The organism is Streptomyces sp. NPDC048257, from assembly GCF_043201855.1.
Classification (GTDB): Bacteria; Actinomycetota; Actinomycetes; order Streptomycetales; family Streptomycetaceae; genus Streptomyces.
In genome coordinates, this window is the sequence record NZ_JBICZI010000006.1 from 211,272 (window position 1) to 231,218 (window position 19,947).

The 19,947-nt window shown below is 72.0% G+C and carries 16 protein-coding genes; 7 read left to right on the forward strand and 9 right to left on the reverse strand.

From position 1 onward, the window contains the following. Window positions 1–165: 165 nt before the first annotated feature. From ACGFZK_RS16300 to ACGFZK_RS16325, 6 genes are all read right to left on the reverse strand, one after another. The gene (locus ACGFZK_RS16300) at window positions 166–705 is read right to left on the reverse strand and encodes a bacterial proteasome activator family protein (RefSeq protein ID WP_393849523.1); all 540 of its coding nucleotides are present in this window, start codon (window positions 703–705) and stop codon (window positions 166–168) included. 146 nt (window positions 706–851) lie between these two features. Continuing rightward, window positions 852–3,608, reverse strand: coding sequence for an ABC transporter permease (locus ACGFZK_RS16305; protein ID WP_393849615.1), 2,757 nt, complete (start codon window positions 3,606–3,608; stop codon window positions 852–854). Window positions 3,609–3,709: 101 nt separating this feature from the next. Continuing rightward, entirely contained in the window at window positions 3,710–4,456 is a 747-nt protein-coding gene (locus ACGFZK_RS16310; RefSeq protein WP_393849524.1) for an ABC transporter ATP-binding protein, read from the reverse strand. A 25-nt stretch (window positions 4,457–4,481) separates the two neighbouring features. Then, on the reverse strand, window positions 4,482–5,135 hold the full coding sequence (locus tag ACGFZK_RS16315; protein ID WP_393849525.1) for a PadR family transcriptional regulator: 654 nt from the start codon (window positions 5,133–5,135) through the stop codon (window positions 4,482–4,484). A 96-nt stretch (window positions 5,136–5,231) separates the two neighbouring features. Further along, the gene (locus ACGFZK_RS16320; protein WP_393849526.1) at window positions 5,232–5,723 is read right to left on the reverse strand and encodes a hypothetical protein; all 492 of its coding nucleotides are present in this window, start codon (window positions 5,721–5,723) and stop codon (window positions 5,232–5,234) included. A gap of 174 nt (window positions 5,724–5,897) precedes the next feature. Next, complete coding sequence (locus ACGFZK_RS16325) at window positions 5,898–7,559, reverse strand: protein kinase (RefSeq protein WP_393849527.1); 1,662 nt, start codon at window positions 7,557–7,559, stop codon at window positions 5,898–5,900. A 230-nt stretch (window positions 7,560–7,789) separates the two neighbouring features. Here ACGFZK_RS16325 and ACGFZK_RS16330 point away from each other — a divergent pair, with 230 nt between their 5' ends. Further along, window positions 7,790–9,370, forward strand: coding sequence for a protein kinase (locus ACGFZK_RS16330; protein WP_393849528.1), 1,581 nt, complete (start codon window positions 7,790–7,792; stop codon window positions 9,368–9,370). Window positions 9,371–9,449: 79 nt separating this feature from the next. Here ACGFZK_RS16330 and ACGFZK_RS16335 read toward each other — a convergent pair whose 3' ends face one another. Then, window positions 9,450–9,866: a pyridoxamine 5'-phosphate oxidase family protein gene (locus ACGFZK_RS16335; protein ID WP_393849529.1), complete on the reverse strand. Its 417-nt coding sequence runs from the start codon at window positions 9,864–9,866 to the stop codon at window positions 9,450–9,452. Between the two features lie 110 nt (window positions 9,867–9,976). Next, window positions 9,977–10,636, reverse strand: a complete 660-nt coding sequence (locus ACGFZK_RS16340) for a response regulator (protein ID WP_393849530.1) — start codon at window positions 10,634–10,636, stop codon at window positions 9,977–9,979. Window positions 10,637–10,963: 327 nt separating this feature from the next. Between ACGFZK_RS16340 and pdhA the strand changes: the two genes are divergently transcribed. From pdhA to ACGFZK_RS16370, 6 genes are all read left to right on the forward strand, one after another. Further along, the gene (pdhA, locus tag ACGFZK_RS16345) at window positions 10,964–12,166 is read left to right on the forward strand and encodes a pyruvate dehydrogenase (acetyl-transferring) E1 component subunit alpha (RefSeq protein WP_030010543.1); all 1,203 of its coding nucleotides are present in this window, start codon (window positions 10,964–10,966) and stop codon (window positions 12,164–12,166) included. Next, entirely contained in the window at window positions 12,166–13,146 is a 981-nt protein-coding gene (locus ACGFZK_RS16350) for an alpha-ketoacid dehydrogenase subunit beta (RefSeq protein WP_030714239.1), read from the forward strand. The genes pdhA and ACGFZK_RS16350 overlap by 1 nt, the downstream gene beginning before the upstream one ends. 12 nt (window positions 13,147–13,158) lie before the next feature. Continuing rightward, entirely contained in the window at window positions 13,159–14,586 is a 1,428-nt protein-coding gene (locus tag ACGFZK_RS16355) for a dihydrolipoamide acetyltransferase family protein (protein ID WP_393849531.1), read from the forward strand. A gap of 162 nt (window positions 14,587–14,748) precedes the next feature. Next, complete coding sequence (locus ACGFZK_RS16360; protein WP_393849532.1) at window positions 14,749–15,684, forward strand: GNAT family N-acetyltransferase; 936 nt, start codon at window positions 14,749–14,751, stop codon at window positions 15,682–15,684. A gap of 48 nt (window positions 15,685–15,732) precedes the next feature. Beyond that, window positions 15,733–16,497, forward strand: a complete 765-nt coding sequence (locus ACGFZK_RS16365; protein ID WP_393849533.1) for a hypothetical protein — start codon at window positions 15,733–15,735, stop codon at window positions 16,495–16,497. A gap of 166 nt (window positions 16,498–16,663) precedes the next feature. After that, on the forward strand, window positions 16,664–19,426 hold the full coding sequence (locus ACGFZK_RS16370; protein ID WP_393849534.1) for a PKD domain-containing protein: 2,763 nt from the start codon (window positions 16,664–16,666) through the stop codon (window positions 19,424–19,426). Window positions 19,427–19,510: 84 nt separating this feature from the next. Here ACGFZK_RS16370 and ACGFZK_RS16375 read toward each other — a convergent pair whose 3' ends face one another. Beyond that, a complete protein-coding gene (locus ACGFZK_RS16375) occupies window positions 19,511–19,921 on the reverse strand; it encodes a PPOX class F420-dependent oxidoreductase (protein ID WP_393849535.1) in 411 nt (136 codons plus the stop codon). Window positions 19,922–19,947 lie beyond the last annotated feature (26 nt).

Here is a 19,947-nt window from a genome sequence, read left to right on the forward strand (position 1 = left end):
TTTGGGGGGGGGGCCCCCGCCCCCCCCCCCCCCCCCGGCGGGCGGGGGGGGGGGCCCCCCCCCCGCCCCCCCCCCCCCCCCACGCCTGTGTTGTGCCGGTCTTCGGGACCCGGGGGTGTATGGCCCATCAGGCCGGGAGACCGTACGGGCCCTGCTGGACGCGCCCTAGAGGTAGGGGCCCGAGCGGACCGCGCCGTGGCCGCCGTCCTCGTCGTCGTCGTGCTGCCCGCCCGGCGGCAGTGCGCGGCGCATCTGCTCCAACTGGGCCCGCGCCGCCATTTGCTGAGCGAACAGGGCCGTCTGGATGCCGTGGAACAGGCCTTCCAGCCAGCCCACCAACTGTGCCTGGGCAATGCGCAGTTCTGCTTCGGAGGGAATGGCCTCCTCGGTGAACGGGAGGGACAGGCGCTCCAGTTCCTCCACGAGCTCCGGGGCCAGTCCGTCCTCCAGCTCCTTGACCGAGGCGGCATGGATGTCCTTGAGCCGGACCCGGCTCGCCTCGTCGAGAGGCGCGGCACGTACCTCTTCCAGGAGTTGCTTGATCATGCTGCCGATCCGCATGACCTTGGCGGGCTGTTCGACCATTTCCGTCACCGGGACCTCGCGCGACTCGTCATCGGCGTCGCCGACCGCCGACCCGTCCTGTCCCACGATCAGGACGTGCGGGGGGCTGTCCTGCGACCGTTCACTCCTCGGCATCTCCATGCCGTCATTCTCTCGCACACCTCCGTACTCACACGGTGTGCCCCCGTACAGTCGTGATCCACCCTGTACGGGGGCACCAGCCTGGTACCTACGACGCCGTCATGCCGGGCCCGCGGGCCCGGCAGGCCTGATCGGCAAGGAACGGCCTACGCCGCGGCCCGGCGGGCCAGCGCGCCGCTGGAGCGGGTGACGAGGGCCGCCAGCAGGGCCGCGCCCAGCGGCACCACGATGATCAGCCCGCCGAGGGTCTCCCACGGTATGGAGATCGGCACGAACGGCATGGCCTCGCTCGCCGACGAGTAGCCCTGCTCGATCGCGTGCTCGTAGAGCCGCTCCCCCTCCCGCCGCTGTGTCAGCCGCAGGCCGACGGCGGGCAGGATCCCGGCCGCCGAGCCCAGGACGACGCCCATCAGGGAGACGACCCCGCACTGGAAGCCGCTCAGCGTCCGCCGCACCCGGGGCGCCGCGCCCACCGCGGCCAGGGTCTTCAGGTCGGCCTCGGCATCGGCCTGGGCCAGCCCGGTGGCGATGCCCGCCGCGCCGATGGTCACGAGCCCGGCGAAGACGGCGAGGGCGAGCATGACCAGGCTGTTGTCGCCCTGGTAGCCGGCCTCGACGCGCAGGGAGGCCTCCACGCCCATCCGGTCGATCTCCCCGTCGATCTTCTGGCGCTGTTCGGTGGTCGCGGTCCCGTCGAGGCGGAAGTACGAGCCCAGGGGCGCGGTGACCAGTCCGGCCGTCTTGACCGCCGAGGGCGGCAGGATCAGCTCGACGCCCCAGCTCACGGTCGATTCGGGTGCCAGGTGGACGGGGAGGACCTTGTCCTGGCCGGGCAGCTCCTGGCCGTTCCCGCGCATGTCGTCGGCGGCCTTCGGGTCGGTGACGATCCGCAGGGTGAGCTTGCCGTCCTTGACCTGGCGCTTGTCGAAGGCGACGGCCTGGCCGGCCTTGAGCGCGGACACGGAGCCCGGGTCGGTGACCGCGAGGATGCTCAGCACCTTCTCGTCCCCGACGAGGACGGGGTGCTGCGTGCCGTACCGGGAGTCCTGGCAGCGCCAGTCCTGGCGCAGTTCCCGGCGCTGCGCCTCGGTGAAGGCGTCCATGCCGTCGGGGTTCTCGTAGAGCGGACAGCGCTGGTCCTTGGGCGCGACGATCTCGGCCCGGCCGCAGCCGGGGTCGGTGGAGTACGACTCGCAGCTCGGCTTGCCGACGACCAGCCGGTCGACGTCCGCCCGCTGCGCCAGCGGCATGTCCCTGGAGAGGATCTCGCGCAGGGCGGGCACCTCCTTGTAGGCGCCGTTCTCGGTGGCCTCCAGCAGTCCGGTGCCGTGCGGCAGGTCCGCCCGGTACTCGTGGCGCATCTGGACGTCGTTGCTGTGCTGGTACGTGGCGACCGCGACCGTACCGGCGACGGCGGCCAGGACGGCGGCCACGGCGGGCGCCGTACGTCCGCGGTTGCGCACGGCGTCGCGCAGCGCGAGCCGCGGGGACAGCGGCAGCCACCGCCCGAGCCGGCCGAACAGGCCGACCAGGACCGGGGTGAGGGCGACGATGCCGAGCTCGGCGATGGCGCTGCCGCCCGCCACGACGGTGCTGCCCAGCCGCGAGGTGGTGCCGTAGAGGGCGATCGCGGCGCCGCCGGCGACGGCGATCAGGCCGAGGACGGGCAGCACCCGGTTGGCGCGCCGGACGCCGCGGCGGCCGGTCAGCGAGGCCAGCACGGTCTGCCGGGAGGCGGTGACGGCCGGGACGATCGCGGCCAGCAGGCCGGTGATCACGGCCAGCAGGGCGATGCCGGCCAGTTCCAGCGGGCGGAAGTCGAAGCCGCCGAAGCGGTTGCCGAGCGTCTCCTCCAGCAGCGGCCGCAGCACGACGGTGAGCGTGACGCCGAAGACGGTGCCGATGACGGCGGCGACGGCGCCGAGGACCAGGCCGCCGGAGAGCACGATGGAGCGGATGTGGCGCCGGTCGCCTCCGTTGGCGCCGACCAGGCCCAGCTGGCGGCGCGAGCGGCGGGCGCCGACCGCGAAGGCCGGTCCCGCGAGCAGGCAGATCTCCAGCATGGCCAGGCCCACGACGGTGGCGAGGATGGCCATCTCGACGGCCTTGTTGCCTTCTCGGCTGAACTGCTCCTTCGGCTCGTCCCGGTAGAGCGGGACCTCGGAGTCGGCGGGCGGGTCGAGGATGACGCTGCGGGAGATGACGACCATGCCCTTGGCGTTGGCCGCCTTGACCAGGTCCCAGGTGACGCCCGCGCCGCCGACCTTGACCAGGTAGTTCTCCTCGGGGGTCACTCCGCGCGCTCCGGCGTCCTGCAACACCTTGTCGAGCGGGGCGATCAGCGTCCCGGGCGGGGCGATGATCTCGTCCTTGGAGAGTTCGGACGGCAGCTCGTAGGCGCCGACGATCTTGTACGGGGAGGTGGCGCCGCGCGGGGTGACCGAGGAGCCGACGAAGAGGCCGGAGTTCTCCAGGAAGGCCTGCGTCGCGATGACCTCGCCCGGGCCCCCGGGCAGCCGGCCGCGGTCGAGCGTGATCATCCCCGCCACCAGGGGGCTGTGCGTGTCGAGCTCGCGCAGCTGGGTGTCGAGCAGCCCGTGCGTGGTGCGGACCTTGGCGTAGCCGCTGCTGTCCTTGAGGATCTGGGCCCCGGCCGGGAACGCGGACTGCGCCGGTTCCGGCTTCTCCCGCGACGACTTCGAGGGGTCGTAGGCCTTGTAGCCGCCGACGGGCGCGGAGCTCGTGCCGTCGGGGCTCTGGTTGACGGGCCCGCCCATGTGCGTGTAGCTCACCCGGGCGTCGGCGGCGCCGATCATCCGGGAGAGGGTCTGCTCGGGGGAGAGATCGGCGCTGCGCAGCGTGAGGTCGGCGGCGCTCACCCCGATGATCGGCAGGGCGAGCATCGCGAGGACGAGGGAGCTGCGGCCCTTGGCGCGCCAGGCGTCGCGGCGCGCGATGCGCAGGGCCGCGATCCAGGAGTGGTACCAGCCTCGGAGCGGAGAGGTCACTGGCCGGCCGCCTGCCCGGAGAGGAGGGAGTCGGCGTGGCTGCGCAGGGTCTCGTCGACCACGCTGCCGTCGCGCAGGAAGACCACGCGGTCGGCCCAGGCGGCGAACCGCGGCTCGTGCGTGACGAGGATCCCGGCCGCGCCCGCGTCGCAGCGGGCGCGCAGCAGGGCGAGGACGGACTCGCCGGTCTCGGAGTCGAGGGCGCCGGTGGGCTCGTCGGCGAGGACCAGGCGGCGGTCGCCCACGAGGGCGCGGGCGATGGCCACGCGCTGCTGCTGGCCGCCGGACATCTCGTCGGGGAAGCGGTCGGCGAGCTGGCCGAGGCCCATTTCCTCCAGCGCGGCGAGCGCGGAGACGCGGGCCTTGCGGGCGGAGGTCCCGTCGAGCTCCCGGGGCAGTGCCACGTTCTCGGCGGCGGTGAGGGCCGGGATCAGGTTGTAGTCCTGGAAGACGTACCCGATGCTGCGGCGGCGCAGGGCGGCCAGCTGCTTGCGGCTCGCCGCGGTGATGTCGGTGCCCTCGACTATGACCCGGCCGCTGCTCGGGGTGTCGAGGCCGCCCGCGAGGGTGAGCAGCGTGGACTTGCCGGAGCCGGAGGGGCCCATGACGGCGACGAGCTCCCCGGGGAAGACGGAGAGGTTGATCCCGCGCAGGGCGTGCACCTCGGTGGCACCGCTGCCGTGGGTGCGGACGAGTTGGTCCAACTGCAGGACGGGCTGTTGGGGCTGGCGCTGGTCAGGCATGGAGGGTCCCCCCTGGAACGGTGGTTCAGCCACGTCGCGTACGCGCGGTACGGGGCCGGGTGGTGGTGGTCGGGGCCGGGGTCTCGGCTGCGTCGGCCTGGGGTGGTTCGGGTTCTACGGCTCTCCGCTCGGCCGGCAGGGAGAGCCGGACGAGCCGGGCTTCGCAGTGGTCGAGCCAGCGGGCCTCGGCCTCGGTCTGGAAGATCAGCTGTTCCAGGACGAGCAGCCAGGCCACGTCGTCGCGTTCGCGGGACCGGCCGCTCTCGACCGCGGCGAGCGCCGTGGCCTTGAGCCGGGTGTAGTCCTGCATCGCCTTGATCGTGGCGTGCCGCTGGGACTGGATGACGGCGCGGATGTCCACGCCGGGGGCCCCGACGGCCATGGCGAGCTTGATGGACAGCTCGTCGCGGGGCGGGTTGGCCCGGTCGACGGGGCGCTCGTACCACCGGAACAGCTCGGTGCGGCCGGCGTCGGTGATGGCGTACAGGGTGTGACCGGCGGCGTCCTCGCCGTCGGGGGCGACGAGGCCGTCGCGTTCGAGACGGGAGAGGGTCGTGTACACCTGCCCGACGTTGAGCGGCCAGGTGGAGCCGGTGCGGGATTCGAACTCGGTGCGTAGCTGAGAGCCGTACCGAGGACCCCGTTCTAGCAGGGCGAGTAGCCCGTGACGGATCGACATACTCGGTATGTATACCGAGTATGTTCACTCACGGCAACCATCCTGGGGTGTACGCCGCAAGGGGGACGCCCGGCCGGACGGGCCGGTCCGGTCCGCTCAGATGCCCCGGCGCAGACGGATCCCGAGGTAGCCCAGGCCCAGGCCCATCAGGGCGAATCCGGTGCCGAGCGGCAGTATGTGCGCGGCCAGGTCGGCGGCCCGGTCGTTGCCTCCGGTGCCGAGGGCGGTGACCACCGCCGGCGGGGTCGGGACGGCGACGGCGGCGGACGGCGGCGCGGTCGCCGTCGGGGGCGAAACCGGATCCGGCTCGGTGCGCGGGCGGACCGGCAGCGGCCGGGAGGCCACCATCAGTTCCGGGTTGGCGGGCTCGCCGACCGGCCGCCCGGGGCGCTCGCGCCCGACTCCGGCGACGCTGCCGGCCAGCCGTTCCTCGTAGGGGTCGTCCGGTGCGGCGGGCGCTGCGGGCGCGGCCGCGTGCCGCACCGGGGAGAGGAGGGGGCCGGCGTACGCAGAGGCGGTGGGCACGAGCGCGGACGCGGCCAGCGCGGCGCAGGCCAGCCAGTGCGGCGGGCGGAAGCCTTGGACCACGGGGTGCCCCTCCCGTCCCGAGCCACCGAGCTGCTCGCTGCGCGTCAGAGATATGCGCCCAGATTTACATGGTGGGGCAAAAGCGGCATCCCGGACGCCCCATCGGGGTGCCCGGGATGCCGGTATGCCGTAATGCGCCGCCTGTCGCGCCCTCGCGCCGCGGTGCCCGCTGCGCTATTCGGGGTTGCCGGTCGACACGGTGAGCGTGTACTCCGTGCCTTCCTTGTCGATCTTTTCCCCGGCGGCCGGGTTCTGGAACAGCACCGTGTCCTTGCCGTACACGGCCTCGTCCTTCGGCACGATCTTGTACTTGCCGCCCGAGGCCTGGATGCACTCCTTCACGGAGAGCAGGTTCTTGTACTTGAGGTCCGGCGCCATGTACTTGCCGGCCTCGCTGTAGTGCTTCACCGGCTCCGTGCACTTCTTCGGGTCGATCGTGCGCGTGGTGTCCGGCCCCTTGAACCCGGCCTTGGCGGAGGAGGAGGCGGACGTGGAAGCCCCCGGGTCCGCGGTCGTGGGACTGTCCTTGTCGCCGTCGCCGTTCAGCGAGATCGCCGCGATCAGACCGCCGATCGCCAGCACCGCCACCGCGATCGCGCCCACCAGTACCGGCATGTTCCGCTTGCCGCCACCGGCCATCGCCGACGTGCCCGTGGTGGCCGGGGAGATCGTGTACGGCGGCGGGGTGTGCGGCGCGTACTGCTGCTGCGGCGGGGGCGTGTGCGGGTAGGCGTAGCCGCCCTGCGCGTGCTGCTGCGGCGCGGGCGTCGGCGCGTACGGGGCGGGCGTCGGGGTGTGCGGAGCCTGGTAAGGCTGCTGCACCGACTGCACAGGCGCCTGGTAGCCGGACTCCACCGGCGGGAACACGGCCGAGGCCACGCCCGCGCCACTGCTCAGCGGGCCCTGCCCCTGCACGATCACCGGCGCCCCGGTCTGCCCGGAGCCCAGCACCCGCGCGACCTCGTCGCCCATGGCCGCGGCCGTGGGGAAACGCTCGTTCGGGTTCTTCTTCAGGGCCCGCGCCACCAGCGCGTCCATCGCCGGGGTCAGCGACCGGTTCACGGAGGACGGCGCGACCGGCTCCTCCTGTACGTGGGCGTACGCGATGGCCAGCGGCGAGTCCGCGTCGAACGGGATCCGCCCGGTCAGCAGCTGGAACAGCATGATGCCGACCGAGTAGAGGTCGGAGCGGGCGTCGACCCCGCGCCCCAGCGCCTGCTCGGGCGACAGGTACTGGGGGGTGCCGACGACCATGCCGGTCTGCGTCATCGAGGTGACCCCCGACTGCATCGCGCGGGCGATGCCGAAGTCCATCACCTTGACCACGCCGCGCTTGTTGACCATGACGTTGCCGGGCTTGATGTCGCGGTGGACGAGCCCCATCTCGTGGCTGGTCTCCAGGGCGGCCAGCACGTCGGCCGTCACCTTCAGCGCCTTGTCCGCCGGCATGGCCCCGTACTGGCGGATGTCCGCCTCCAGTACCGAGCCGAGGGGCTGGCCCTCCACGTACTCCATGACGATGTACGGCATCACCGCGCCGTCGCCGGAGCCGCCGCCGAACGTCACTTCGCCCTCACCGGTATCGAATACCGAGACGATGTTCGTGTGCGACAGTTTGGCTACAGCCTGGGCCTCGCGGCGGAACCGCTCGCGGAAGGACTGCTCGCGGCCCAGATCGCTGTGCAGGGTCTTGATGGCGACCTGCCGGTCGAGGGCCGAGTCGTACGCCAGGTACACGGAGGCCATGCCGCCCGCCCCCAGCAAGTCCCTTAGCTGGTAACGGCCACCGGCCAGAGAGCCGCCCGCGTACTGGCCCTGAGTGCCGTCCTGGCTCATGACTGTTGCTTCCCCTCGGGATGTGTCCCCACGCCGCTGGCCGGGCGCATATGGCGCCCAGTCTGCCCGAGGGCAAGCACACGTCAAGCCAGGTGCCCGTTCCGTGACCACACGTGCACAGGGTGGCCTTGTCCGAACGGTGACCGGTTCCGAGGCTGTAGCGTTCACCGGAGCACCGACGAAGAGGACTACCGCTGAGCGGCAGCCGAGAGATACGACGGCGAGGACTGATGGCACCCGAACCCGAGGGAAACGGCGCCGGGATGACCGATGGTCCTGAGCACTGGGGCGCAGGCGGCCTGGTGGGAGACGGTCGTTACCGGATGACGCACCGGCTGGGCCGCGGCGGCATGGCCGAGGTGTTCGCCGCCGAGGACGTCCGCCTGGGCCGCACCGTCGCCGTGAAGCTGCTGCGCGCGGACCTCGCCGAGGACCCGGTGTCCAAGGCCCGCTTCACGCGCGAGGCGCAGTCCGTCGCCGGACTCAACCACCACGCCGTCGTCGCCGTGTACGACTCGGGCGAGGACCGGGTCGGCCCGAACACCGTCCCGTACATCGTCATGGAGCTGGTCGAGGGCCGCACCATCCGCGACCTGCTGATCAGCGCCGAGGCCCCGGGCCCCGAGCAGGCGCTCATCATCACCTCGGGCGTGCTCGAGGCCCTCGCGTACTCGCACCAGCACGGCATCGTGCACCGCGACATCAAGCCCGCGAACGTCATCATCACCGAGACCGGCGCGGTCAAGGTGATGGACTTCGGCATCGCCCGCGCCCTGCACGGCGCCCAGTCGACGATGACCCAGACCGGCATGGTCATGGGCACCCCGCAGTACCTGTCGCCCGAGCAGGCCCTCGGCAAGGCCGTCGACCACCGCTCCGACCTGTACGCGACCGGCTGTCTGCTGTACGAACTGCTCGCGCTGCGGCCCCCGTTCACCGGCGAGACCCCGCTGTCGGTGGTCTACCAGCACGTCCAGGACGCACCGGTGCCGCCCTCGCAGCTGCCGGAGGGCCGGCACATCCCGCAGGAGCTCGACGGCCTGGTCATGCGCTCCCTCGCCAAGGACCCGGACGACCGGTTCCAGAGCGCCGAGGAGATGCGCGGGCTGGTCCAGTACGCGCTCCAGATGCTGCACGACCAGGGACCGAACACCGGTACCTGGAGCACCGGCCCGGTCACCATGTCCCTGCCGCACGGCCGGGGCGGGGCTGCCCCGACCACCGCGATGCCCGTGAACGGGGGCGGCGGGCAGCAGCAGTACGGTGCGCACGCCTCGACCTCGCAGTTCCAGCAGCCGATGGTGCCGGCGCTGAACCCGGACGACGGCTCGGCCTTCCCCGGTGGCGGCCAGGGCGGCCACGGCGGCGGCTACGACGACCGAGGCGGCGGCGGAAGCCGCTGGAAGGTGTGGCTGTTCGCGGTGCTCGCCATCATCGCGGTCGCGGGCGGCGTGGCCTACGCGGTCAACACCGTGGGCCAGAAACAGAAGAAGCCGGAGACCACCCAGAGCACCCCGGGCGGCGAGGCGAGCAAGTCCAGCTCCCCGAACGCCACGCAGTCCACGCAGACCCAGGACAACACCCCGGCCACCAGCGACAACTCGCCCGCGGCGACCCGCACCCGGTCGCAGAGCTTCAGCCCGTCGCCCTCGGCCAGCGCGTCGCACTCGCCGACGGGCAGCGCCTCGCCGTCCGCTTCGGCGACGAAGCCCACGGCGAGCGCTTCGACGAAGCCCACGACGAGCACGTCGGCGAAGCCCACGGAGACGGGCGGCGCCGGCGGTGGCGGCGGCACCAACTCGGAGGAGTGACGGGAGCTCCACGGATACGGGGACGGGCCCGGCGGAATCAATTCCGCCGGGCCCGTCCCCGTATCCGCGCGAGCGCCGCTCAGAGTGCGTGCTGGTACTGCCGGTCCGGAATCCCGGCCAGTGAGTGCACGGTGATGAACTGGGGTTCGATCCGCATGTAGACGGGGTCGAAGACCTCACCGTCGACGAAATGCGGAACCGGACCAAAGAGCTCCAGTTCAGCCGTGGTCGGCTCGATGACCTGCGCCGTTCCGGTGAACTGGACCGACCAGAGCGCCGGATCCGCGGAATGGGAATTGTCGGCCCCGTACGCCACCACACTGCCGTTGCAGGCCCGGTGGTAGCCGAAACCGGAGTGCATTCTCAGCACCACCCTGCCGTCCACCACGATGTGGCGGGCGAGCGCGAGGAAGGGCAGCGCGCGCCTGCTGGTGGCCACGCGGCCGTACGGCACCCGGCGCAGCAGTTCGACGGCGTGGAGTTCCTCGGGGGACATGCGGTCCACTCTCACGTACCGGCGCGCTGCCGGGAAGAGCAGGCCGCCCCGATGACCCGGGACGTTGGTCCCGAATGGAACACCGGGCCCGGTGGAACGGTGGAACGGCCTCAGCGCCTCTCGGCCTGCAGGCGGGCGACGTAGGCGGCGGCCTGGGAGCGGCGCTCCATGCCCAGCTTGGAGAGCAGGCTGGAGACGTAGTTCTTGATCGTCTTCTCGGCCAGGTGCAGCCGCTCGCCGATCACCCGGTTGGTCAGGCCCTCGCCGATCAGGTCGAGGATCTTCCGCTCCTGCTCGGTGAGGTGGGAGAGGCGGTCGTCACCCTTGCCGTTCTTGCCGTCGCGCAGCCGCTCCAGCACGCGGGCGGTGGCGACCGGGTCGAGCAGCGACTTGCCGGCGGCGACGTCGCGGACGGCGCTCAGCAGCTCGTTGCCGCGGATCGCCTTGAGCACGTATCCGGAGGCGCCCGCCATGATCGCGTCGAACAGGGCCTCGTCGTCGGCGAACGAGGTCAGCATCAGGCACTTGACGTCCTCGTTATGGGAGCGCACCTCGCGGCACACCTCCACACCGCTGCCGTCCGGGAGGCGGACGTCGAGGACGGCCACGTCGGGGCGGGTGGCGGGGATCCGGACCAAGGCGTCCGCGGCCGTACCGGCCTCACCGACGATCTCGATGTCGTCTTCGACCGACAGGAGCTCGTGGACGCCGCGACGTACCACTTCGTGGTCGTCCAGGAGGAATACCTTGATTTTTCCGTCTTCGCGCACGAAGTCAGTTTCACACACTCACCTCTTCCCTGCCGGAGTTACCCGGGATAACGTGCCGTTGTTCCCGGCCCCTGCAAGGCTGTGACCAGTGGTTGTTCCCGCCCCTGTGGATTTACTTGGAAATCCAAGCAAAAACGCAGGTCAAACGGGGTTTCGCAGTTATGCGACACACTGGGTAACGTGCATTGCGCAGGGCACTCGCCGGGGCACCTGTCACGCCTGAATCCCCGTACGCGACGCGCACCCACCCCGTGCGCTCGTTACGGATACAGGTGAGCCGCACTGGACCCCGGAGAACCCGGGTGCCGGACCGACGGAGGAGCACACGTGACCGTGGAGAGCACTGCCGCGCGCAAGCCGCGACGCAGCAGCGGCACCAAGCGGGCGGCAGGCGCGGCGAACGCCGCCGCCAAGCCCGCCGCTGCCACCGCGCAGACGCAGGACGCCGTACCTCAGCTCGTACAGCTGCTGACGCCCGAAGGGGACCGGGTGGAAAACGCGGACAACGCGGAATTCGCCCCCTTCGTCGCAGACATCACCACCGAGGACCTGCGCGGGCTGTACCGCGACATGGTCATGACCCGCCGCTTCGACGGTGAGGCCACCGCCCTGCAGCGTCAGGGAGAGCTGGGCCTGTGGGCCTCGCTCCTCGGCCAGGAGGCCGCGCAGATCGGCTCCGGCCGGGCCCTGAACGACGAGGACTACGTCTTCCCGACCTACCGCGAGCACGGTGTGGCCTGGTGCCGCGGGGTCGACCCGACCAACCTGCTCGGCATGTTCCGCGGCGTGAACCACGGCGGCTGGGACCCGAACACCAACAACTTCCACCTCTACACGATCGTCATCGGCTCGCAGACGCTCCACGCGACCGGTTACGCGATGGGTGTGGCCAAGGACGGCGCGGACTCCGCGGTCATCGCCTACTTCGGCGACGGCGCGTCCAGCCAGGGAGACGTCGCCGAGGCGTTCACCTTCTCCGCCGTCTACAACTCCCCCGTGGTGTTCTTCTGCCAGAACAACCAGTGGGCGATCTCCGAGCCGACCGAGCGCCAGATGCGCGTGCCGCTCTACCAGCGCGCCCAGGGCTTCGGCTTCCCCGGCGTCCGCGTCGACGGCAACGACGTCCTGGCCTGCCTGGCCGTGACCCGCTGGGCCCTGGACCGGGCCCGCCGCGGTGAGGGCCCGACCCTGGTCGAGGCGTTCACGTACCGCATGGGTGCCCACACCACCTCCGACGACCCGACGAAGTACCGGCGGGACGAGGAGACGGCAGCCTGGGAGGCGAAGGACCCGATCCTGCGCCTGAAGGCCCACCTGCTGGCCACCGGGGGCGCCGACGAGGCGTTCTTCACGGAGCTGGAGGCGGAGAGCGAGGCGATGGGCAAGCGGGTGCGCGAGGCCGTGCGCGCCATGCCCGACCCGGACACCATGGCGATCTTCGAGAACGTCTACGCGGACGGGCACGCGCTCGTCGACGAGGAGCGCGCCCAGTTCGCCGCCTACCTCGCGTCCTTCGAGGAGGGTCACTGATGGCTGTCGAGAAGATGTCGATCGCTAAGGCGCTCAACGAGTCGCTGCGCAAGGCCCTGGAGCAGGACCCGAAGGTCCTGATCATGGGTGAGGACGTCGGCAAGCTGGGCGGTGTCTTCCGGATCACCGACGGCCTGCAGAAGGACTTCGGCGAGGAGCGGGTCATCGACACCCCGCTCGCCGAGTCGGGCATCGTCGGCACCGCCATCGGCCTGGCGCTGCGCGGGTACCGGCCGGTCGTGGAGATCCAGTTCGACGGCTTCGTCTTCCCCGCGTACGACCAGATCGTCACGCAGCTCGCGAAGATGCACGCGCGCGCCCTGGGCAAGGTCAAGATGCCCGTCGTCGTGCGCATCCCGTACGCGGGCGGCATCGGCGCGGTCGAGCACCACAGCGAGTCCCCCGAGGCGCTGTTCGCGCACGTCCCGGGCCTCAAGGTGGTCTCCCCGTCCAACGCGAGCGACGCCTACTGGATGCTCCAGCAGGCGATCCTCAGCGACGACCCGGTGATCTTCTTCGAGCCGAAGCGCCGCTACTGGGACAAGGGCGAGGTCGACTTCGAGGCCATCCCCGGTGAGCTGCACAAGGCCCGCGTGAGCCGCGAGGGCTCGGACGTCACCCTGGCCGCCTACGGCCCGATGGTGAAGGTCTGCCTGGAGGCGGCGGCCGCGGCCGCCGAGGAGGGCAAGTCGGTGGAGGTCCTCGACCTGCGCTCGATGTCCCCGGTCGACTTCGACGGGATCCAGGCCTCGGTCGAGAAGACCCGCCGGCTCGTGGTCGTCCACGAGGCGCCGGTGTTCCTCGGCGTGGGTGCGGAGGTCGCCGCTCGCATCACGGAGCGGTGCTTCTACCACCTGGAGGCCCCGGTGCTGCGCGTGGGCGGTTTCCACGCCCCGTACCCGCCGGCCCGCCTGGAGGACGAGTACCTGCCGGGCCTGGACAGGGTGCTCGACGCCGTCGACCGCTCGCTGGCGTACTGAGGAGCCACGTTCATGACCATCCGCGAATTCAAGATGCCCGACGTGGGCGAGGGCCTCACCGAGGCCGAGATCCTCAAGTGGTACGTCCAGCCGGGTGACACGGTCACCGACGGTCAGGTCGTGTGCGAGGTCGAGACGGCCAAGGCCGCCGTGGAACTGCCGATCCCGTTCGACGGTGTCGTGCATGCGCTCCTCTTCGAGGAGGGCACCACGGTCGACGTCGGCCAGGTGATCATCTCGGTGCAGACCGAGGGTGGCGCCGGCGCCGAGGCCCCGGTCGCCGTGGCGGAGACCGCTCCGGCGGCCGCCGCCGAGGCCGCGGCCGAGCCCGCCCCCGAGGCGCGCCAGCCCGTCCTGGTCGGCTACGGAGTCTCCACCGCCTCCACCAAGCGCCGCCCGCGCAAGGCCCCGGCGGGCACGGCCGCACAGAACGGCTCCGCCGCCCCGGCGGCCCCCGCGGCTCCGGCCGTACCGGCGCCGCTCCCCGCCGTCCCGGCGCAGCCGAGCGGCGAGCGGCCGCTGGCCAAGCCGCCGGTGCGCAAGCTCGCCAAGGACCTCGGCATCGACCTGGCCTCGGTCGTACCCACCGGTGACGGCGGGGTCGTGACCCGGGAGGACGTCCACGCGGCGGCCGCCGCGGCGCTCACCCCGCAGGCCGCCGAGCCCGCCGCGGCCCAGGCCGCCGCTCCGGCGTCCGCGCCCGTCGCGGTGGCCGCGGCGCCCGCGGCCGACGCCGCGGCGCGGGAGACCCGTATCCCGGTCAAGGGCGTCCGCAAGGTCACCGCGCAGGCCATGGTCGGCTCGGCCTTCACCGCGCCGCACGTCACCGAGTTCATCACCTTCGACGTGACGCGCACGATGAAGCTGGTCCAGGAGCTCAAGGCCGACCCGGACCTCGCGGGCCTGCGGATCAACCCGCTGCTGCTGATCGCCAAGGCGGTCCTGGTGGCCATCCGCCGCAACCCGGACGTCAACGCGTCCTGGGACGAGGCGGCCCAGGAGATCGTGCTCAAGCACTACGTCAACCTGGGCATCGCGGCGGCGACGCCCCGCGGGCTGATCGTCCCGAACATCAAGGACGCGCACGCCAAGTCCCTCGGCGAGCTGTCGGAGTCCCTGTCCTCGCTGGTCGCCACGGCCCGCGACGGCAAGACGTCCCCGGCGGACATGCAGAACGGCACGATCACCATCACCAACGTCGGCGTCTTCGGCGTCGACACCGGTACGCCCATCCTCAACCCGGGCGAGTCCGCGATCCTCGCGGTCGGTGCGATCAAGCTCCAGCCGTGGGTCCACAAGGGCAAGGTCAAGCCGCGCCAGGTCACCACCCTGGCGCTGTCGTTCGACCACCGTCTCATCGACGGCGAGCTCGGCTCCCGCTTCCTGGCCGACATCGCGGCGGTTCTGGAACACCCGCGCCGCCTGGTCACCTGGGCGTAGCGGACGGCAACGCGATCCGATGGCCGGTCTCCCCCGCGGAGACCGGCCATCGGCCGTACCGCAGGAGGGGGTTCGGCGGACGTCCGGACGTCCGGACCAACCCGGCGCCGGCCTGCCGGAAAACCCTGGCCGGTGCGGCGGACCGCGTGTGATCATCGCCGGATGATCTTCCGCGCTGCCACCGCAGACCCCGCAGACCTGGACCGCGCCGTCGCCTACCCGGCCGACGGCCCCGTCCCCGCCCTGCCCGCCGAACGGATCCGTGAGGAGCTCGCCGCCCACCGGATCCGCCCGGAGTGGATCTGGTTCGCCGAGGACGAGGACGGGCGGATCCTCGCCCGCGCCCTGTGGTGGGGCCGTGCCGACAGCGAGCGACCCGTCGCGCTCGACTGCCTCCAGGTGCGCGAGGGCGTGGCCGGCCCGGCCGCGGTCGCCGCCGGACTGCTGGCGGCCGGTCACGCCTCCTTCGGGGAGCGGCCGGGCTACGACATGTCCCTGCCGCGAGACTGGCGGGCCGACCCCGAGACGGCCGCCGCCATCGCGTGGCGCCGGGCGGCCGCGGCCGAAGCCGGCCTGACGCGCGAGATAGAGCGCCTGCGCTACGAGTGGACCCCGGCCGCCGGGACGGCGGAGCCCACCGGCCGGCTCGTCTTCCGCGAAGGCACCGACGAGGAGATGCTGGACGCCTTCGTCCGGCTCTCCCACGGCAGCCTCGACCTGGCCACGCAGAACGAACTGCAGCTGATGGACGCCGAACAGCTGGCCCGCGAGGACTTCGACTTCTACCTCGGCTGCCCCGGCGAGCGCTCCTGGTGGCGCCTGGCCCACCTCCCGGACGGCCGCCTCGCGGGCCTGGCCGTCCCCTCGGCGACCCCGTACCACCGCAACGTCGGCTACCTGGGCGTCGTACCGGAGCAGCGCGGCCAGGGCCTGATCGACGAGATCCTCGGCGAGATCACCCGCTTCCACGCCGCCGAGGGCGCCGAGCGCGTCACCGCGACCACGGACACCGTCAACGTGCCGATGGCCGCCGCCTTCGACCGCGCCGGTTACGAGGTCACCGAGATCCGCCTGGTCCTCGAAACCCCGTCCCGGTGAACCGGGCCGTCCCCGGGAGGTAACCTCCGCCCGGGGAAGGGGGCCGGGGTGTCCATCGCCGAATTGCAGGTGTACTCCGTCGAGGAGGCCGACGTCACGGGTGGCGTGTGCGTGGTCCGGTGCGTCGGCGGGGTGGCGCGGGCCGGACAGGTCTACGCCGTCGGGGAGTCGAGGATCGGCCTGCGCCGCATCGAGCGCCACGGGCGGTCCGTCGGCTCCTTCGACGCCGGGCACGTCGCAAAGGTCCGCCTCGAGGGCGCCATGGTCGCGCTGCTCACCCGGGGGCAGGTGCTGACCTCGGTGCCGCCCGACGGGCACTCGCTGGAGGACATCGAGGCCTGGCTGGCCGCCGACCCGCCGCTGCAGGACGAACCGCACCCGCGCACCCTGCGGGTCCTGGCCGGGGTGCGGATGCGGGACGAGCGGCTGCCGGACGGGATCCGGCTGCGCTGGGGCCGCATCGCGCTGACCGCCACCGACCGCTGCGCGCGGGCCGAGGGGCTGCCCGATCTGGTCCGGGCGCCCGAACTGGCTTGCGTACGCGGCTACTTGATCCAGCAGTTCGGTCCGGACCGGGGCGGTGACCCGGCCTCCCTGTGCCGGGAGCTGCTGGCACTGGTGGACCTGACCCCGGAGCAGGCCGCGGCGCAGGGCCGGGGCTGGCGCGACCTCCCGTACCACCGCATCCGGCACCTGCGCCGCATCAAGACCCTGATCCCGTGGCTGGTTCTCGTCCGTCCCCACCTCGCGGACGCCGATCCCGTGGCGGCCGCGGTCGACGCCTGGGCGGCGGTCAGGCCCCGGCTTCCGTAGCCGGGGAAAAGAGCACGTGACATCGACTTTCGGACAGCGGATACTGAGCGCAGTACGCGGGGGGTCGCGTGCGCCCGACTGTCGCTGGGGGAGAGGTCTACCAGTCGCGCGGCGCCGCAGCATCCTTCGTGACTCCACGCTGTCTCTCCACGAAGGAACCCCACTGGTGCGTCCCACTCGCACGACGGTCCTGCTGACCGCAGGTCTCGTCACCCTTCTCGGTGTTCCGGCCGCCGCGGCCGCCGAGACCCCGCCCAACCTCTACGTCAACAACCAGGACGGCTCCCACTGCTCCGACACCGGAGCCGGTACGCAGGCCGTCCCGTACTGCACCATCTCGGCGGCGGCCAAGGCCGTGCTCCCGGGCCAGACGGTCCGGATCAAGGCGGGCTGGACCTACGACGAGGCCGTCACCATCGATCGCTCGGGAGCACCGGGCAAGCCGATCAGCTTCGTCGCCGAAGGAGAGTGGGAGAGCCGGCAGGTCGATGTCGGCAAGCTGCTGACCGTCCAGGGTGCCTCCCACGTGGTGCTCGGTAGCCTGTTCCCCCGCGCCGGCGTGCAGATCAGCGGTTCCACCGATGTCGGGCTGGACCGGCTCCGGGTCATGCGGGGCGGGCTCGACTCCGTCGTGGTCGACGGGGCGAGCAAGGACGTCCGTATCGCCCGGAGCAATCTGCTCGGCGTCCGGATCGAGGGCGGCTCGCGGGGCACCGTGCTCAGCCGCAACGTCATCACCGGCTCGGCACGGCCGGCGGTTGCCGCGGTCGACGCACCCGGCACCGTCGTCACCAACAACACGGTCTACGGCTACTGCGCCACCGGCGTTTCGGTCAGTGGCGGCTCGACGGGCTCCGGGCTGTTCAACAACGTGTTCTTCACCGAGGCCCGCAGCAGTTACTGCAAGACCGACGAGCCGCGCAACGCCGTCCTGGTCGCGCAGAGCGCGACGGCCGGCACGCTCGTCGACTACAACCTGGCCACGGGCGTTCCCGTCGCCCCCGTGCAGATTCCGTACAGCTGGGCCGGCATCACGTACCCGGACCCGGCGGCCTTCCACGCGGCGACCGGTCAGGGCGGACACGACATCCTGACCCCGGGCCGGGACGGCGTCGGCCCGGTCGACGGCTCCCCGACCGTCGACTCCGCCGACCCGACGGCGCCGGGAGTCCTGCCCAGCGACTTCGACAGGACCCCGACCGGGGACGACCCGCAGGTTCCCAACACGGGCAAGAACGGCGGCTACCTGGACCGCGGCGCCCACGAGACCCACGACGGCCTGAGCCAGGCCTGGATGCACGTCGACCAGACCTGGGCGCCGGTCGGTACGAAGGTGGAAGTGCAGGCCGTCTCCGACAGCCGCTGGCCCACCGCGATGAGCTACCGCGTCGACTTCGGCGACGGGACGGCCCCGGTCGTCACCCGGCAGGGCAACGGCGCCCACGGCCTGGCCACGCACGCCTACGGCAAGCCGGGCGACTACGTGATCAAGGTGACGGCCGTCAACGGCGCCGGTCAGGAGGCCACCACCCAGCAGACGGCCAAGGTGACCCCGGCGGGCCCGCTGACGGCTTCCTTCACTGATACACCGGTCCTGCCGGGCCCGGACGACAAGGGGCACATGCCCCCGCTGACCGTCTCCTTCGACCCCTCGGCCTCGGCCACGCCGTGGCCGGTGGAGCGTACCGAGGTCGACTACGGAGAGGGCTCCTACGAGAGCTTCGGTGGTCTGGCCACCGTCAAGCACTCCTACGTCCGTCCGGGCGACTACCAGGTGACCGTCAGGGTCTTCGACGTCAAGGGCAACAAGGCCACGGCGACCCGGACCGTGCACGTGGACTACGCCCGCGCGGGCTACGTGGCCACAGAGCCCTTCCGTCTGCAGGACAGCCGCATCAACCACGGCGTCAGCCTGCAGGGCGGGGTCCCCACACCCGTCGGCATGCCGATCGGGCTCCACCCGGCGGGCAGCGCCTCGGGCGCCATGTCCGCGGCGGTCATCAACGTGACCCTCACCAACGTCACTCAGGACGCCTACCTCGCCGTCTCGCCGGCGCGCGATGACCGGCCGACGACATCGAGCCTCAACGCCCGGGCGGGCGGCACCGTGTCCAACACGGTGACCGTCCCCGTCGGCAAGGAAGGCCAGGTCTGGTTCTACCTCAACGCCGGCCGCGCGGACGTGATCGTGGACTTCGTCGGCTACTACCAGCCCAACAGCGGGCAGAAGTTCAGCCCGGTCGCCCCGGCCCGGCTCGCGGACACCCGTACCGCCGGCGGCCCGGTGGCCGGTGGGACGACCCGTACGGTCAAGGTCGCGGGGGTCGGCGGGATCCCGGCGGGCGCCAAGGCCGTCGCGGTGAACCTGACGAGCACCGAGGCGACGCAGAACTCGTTCGTGGTCGCCTACCCGGACGCGGCGAAGCGGCCCGAGCCGGCGTCGAACCTGAACCCGGAGCCCGGCAAGGCCAAGTCGAACCAGGCCATCGTGCCGGTCGGCCCGGACGGGACGATCACCCTGTACAACCACGCCGGTTCGGCGCACCTGATCGTGGACGCGGTGGGCTACTACGGCGCGGACGGCAAGGCGCTCTACACGCCGGTCGTGCCCAAGCGCCTCGCGGACACCCGTACGACGGGCAAGCTCGCCGCGGGCGCCACCACGACCGTGTCCGGCGTGCCGGCCGGCGCGGTGGGCGCGGTGCTGAACCTGACGGCGACCGAGAGCGCCGGTGCCGGTTTCCTGACGGCGTACGGTTTCGGGTCGGCCCGTCCGGAGGCGAGCAGCCTGCAGACGCTGCCGGGTCTGACCGTCCCCAACCACGTGACGACCCCGGTCGCGGACGGCAAGGTCAGCGTCCACAACGGCCAGTGGGGCGGTCCCAGCCACGTGATCGCCGATCTGCTTGGGTACTTCACCCAGGGCTAGCCCCACGGAAGCACCGAAGGACCGGCAGTACCGAGCCCCGGTTCCCGCACCTTGCGGGGGCCGGGGCTGCGTGCTGCCGGTCCTTCAGCGGGCGGCGTTGCCGAGGACCTTGGTCGGGGTGATGCGGACGACGACCCGGACCTGCTCGGCCGGGGCCTCCTCGTACTCCTTGCCGGCGCCCGGGCCCATGTACTCCTCGGCGATCCGGACGGCCACCGCCCGGCCGATGTCCTCGGTGACGGTGGCCGTGCCGCGGATCTCGGCGTAGAGGAAGGGATTCGCCAGGTCGAAGACGGTGAGGCCGACCCGCCCGTCCCGGACGATGTTGCGCTCCTTGCGGCGGCCCTGCTCCGTGGAGACCAGCAGGTCGGCGCCGTCGCGGGTCACCCAGATCACCGAACTCTGCGGGCTTCCGTCGGGGTTGATGGTCGACAGGACGGCCGGGTGCGGCGCGTCGAGCAGCCCGCGCACGGTTTCGTTCATCTCAACGGTCATGGCGGCGAGGCTAGTCGGGGGGCCCG

Excerpts from the sequence above, each read along its gene's own strand:
- ACGFZK_RS16300 (WP_393849523.1), bottom strand. The coding sequence starts at position 705 with ATGGAGATGCCGAGGAGTGAACGGTCGCAGGACAGCCCCCCGCACGTC.
- ACGFZK_RS16305 (WP_393849615.1), bottom strand. The coding sequence starts at position 3,608 with ATGCTCGCCCTGCCGATCATCGGGGTGAGCGCCGCCGACCTCACGCTG.
- ACGFZK_RS16310 (WP_393849524.1), bottom strand. The coding sequence starts at position 4,456 with ATGCCTGACCAGCGCCAGCCCCAACAGCCCGTCCTGCAGTTGGACCAA.
- ACGFZK_RS16315 (WP_393849525.1), bottom strand. The coding sequence starts at position 5,135 with ATGTCGATCCGTCACGGGCTACTCGCCCTGCTAGAACGGGGTCCTCGG.
- ACGFZK_RS16325 (WP_393849527.1), bottom strand. The coding sequence starts at position 7,559 with ATGAGCCAGGACGGCACTCAGGGCCAGTACGCGGGCGGCTCTCTGGCC.
- ACGFZK_RS16330 (WP_393849528.1), top strand. The coding sequence starts at position 7,790 with ATGGCACCCGAACCCGAGGGAAACGGCGCCGGGATGACCGATGGTCCT.
- ACGFZK_RS16335 (WP_393849529.1), bottom strand. The coding sequence starts at position 9,866 with ATGTCCCCCGAGGAACTCCACGCCGTCGAACTGCTGCGCCGGGTGCCG.
- ACGFZK_RS16350 (WP_030714239.1), top strand. The coding sequence starts at position 12,166 with ATGGCTGTCGAGAAGATGTCGATCGCTAAGGCGCTCAACGAGTCGCTG.
- ACGFZK_RS16355 (WP_393849531.1), top strand. The coding sequence starts at position 13,159 with ATGACCATCCGCGAATTCAAGATGCCCGACGTGGGCGAGGGCCTCACC.
- ACGFZK_RS16360 (WP_393849532.1), top strand. The coding sequence starts at position 14,749 with ATGATCTTCCGCGCTGCCACCGCAGACCCCGCAGACCTGGACCGCGCC.
- ACGFZK_RS16375 (WP_393849535.1), bottom strand. The coding sequence starts at position 19,921 with ATGACCGTTGAGATGAACGAAACCGTGCGCGGGCTGCTCGACGCGCCG.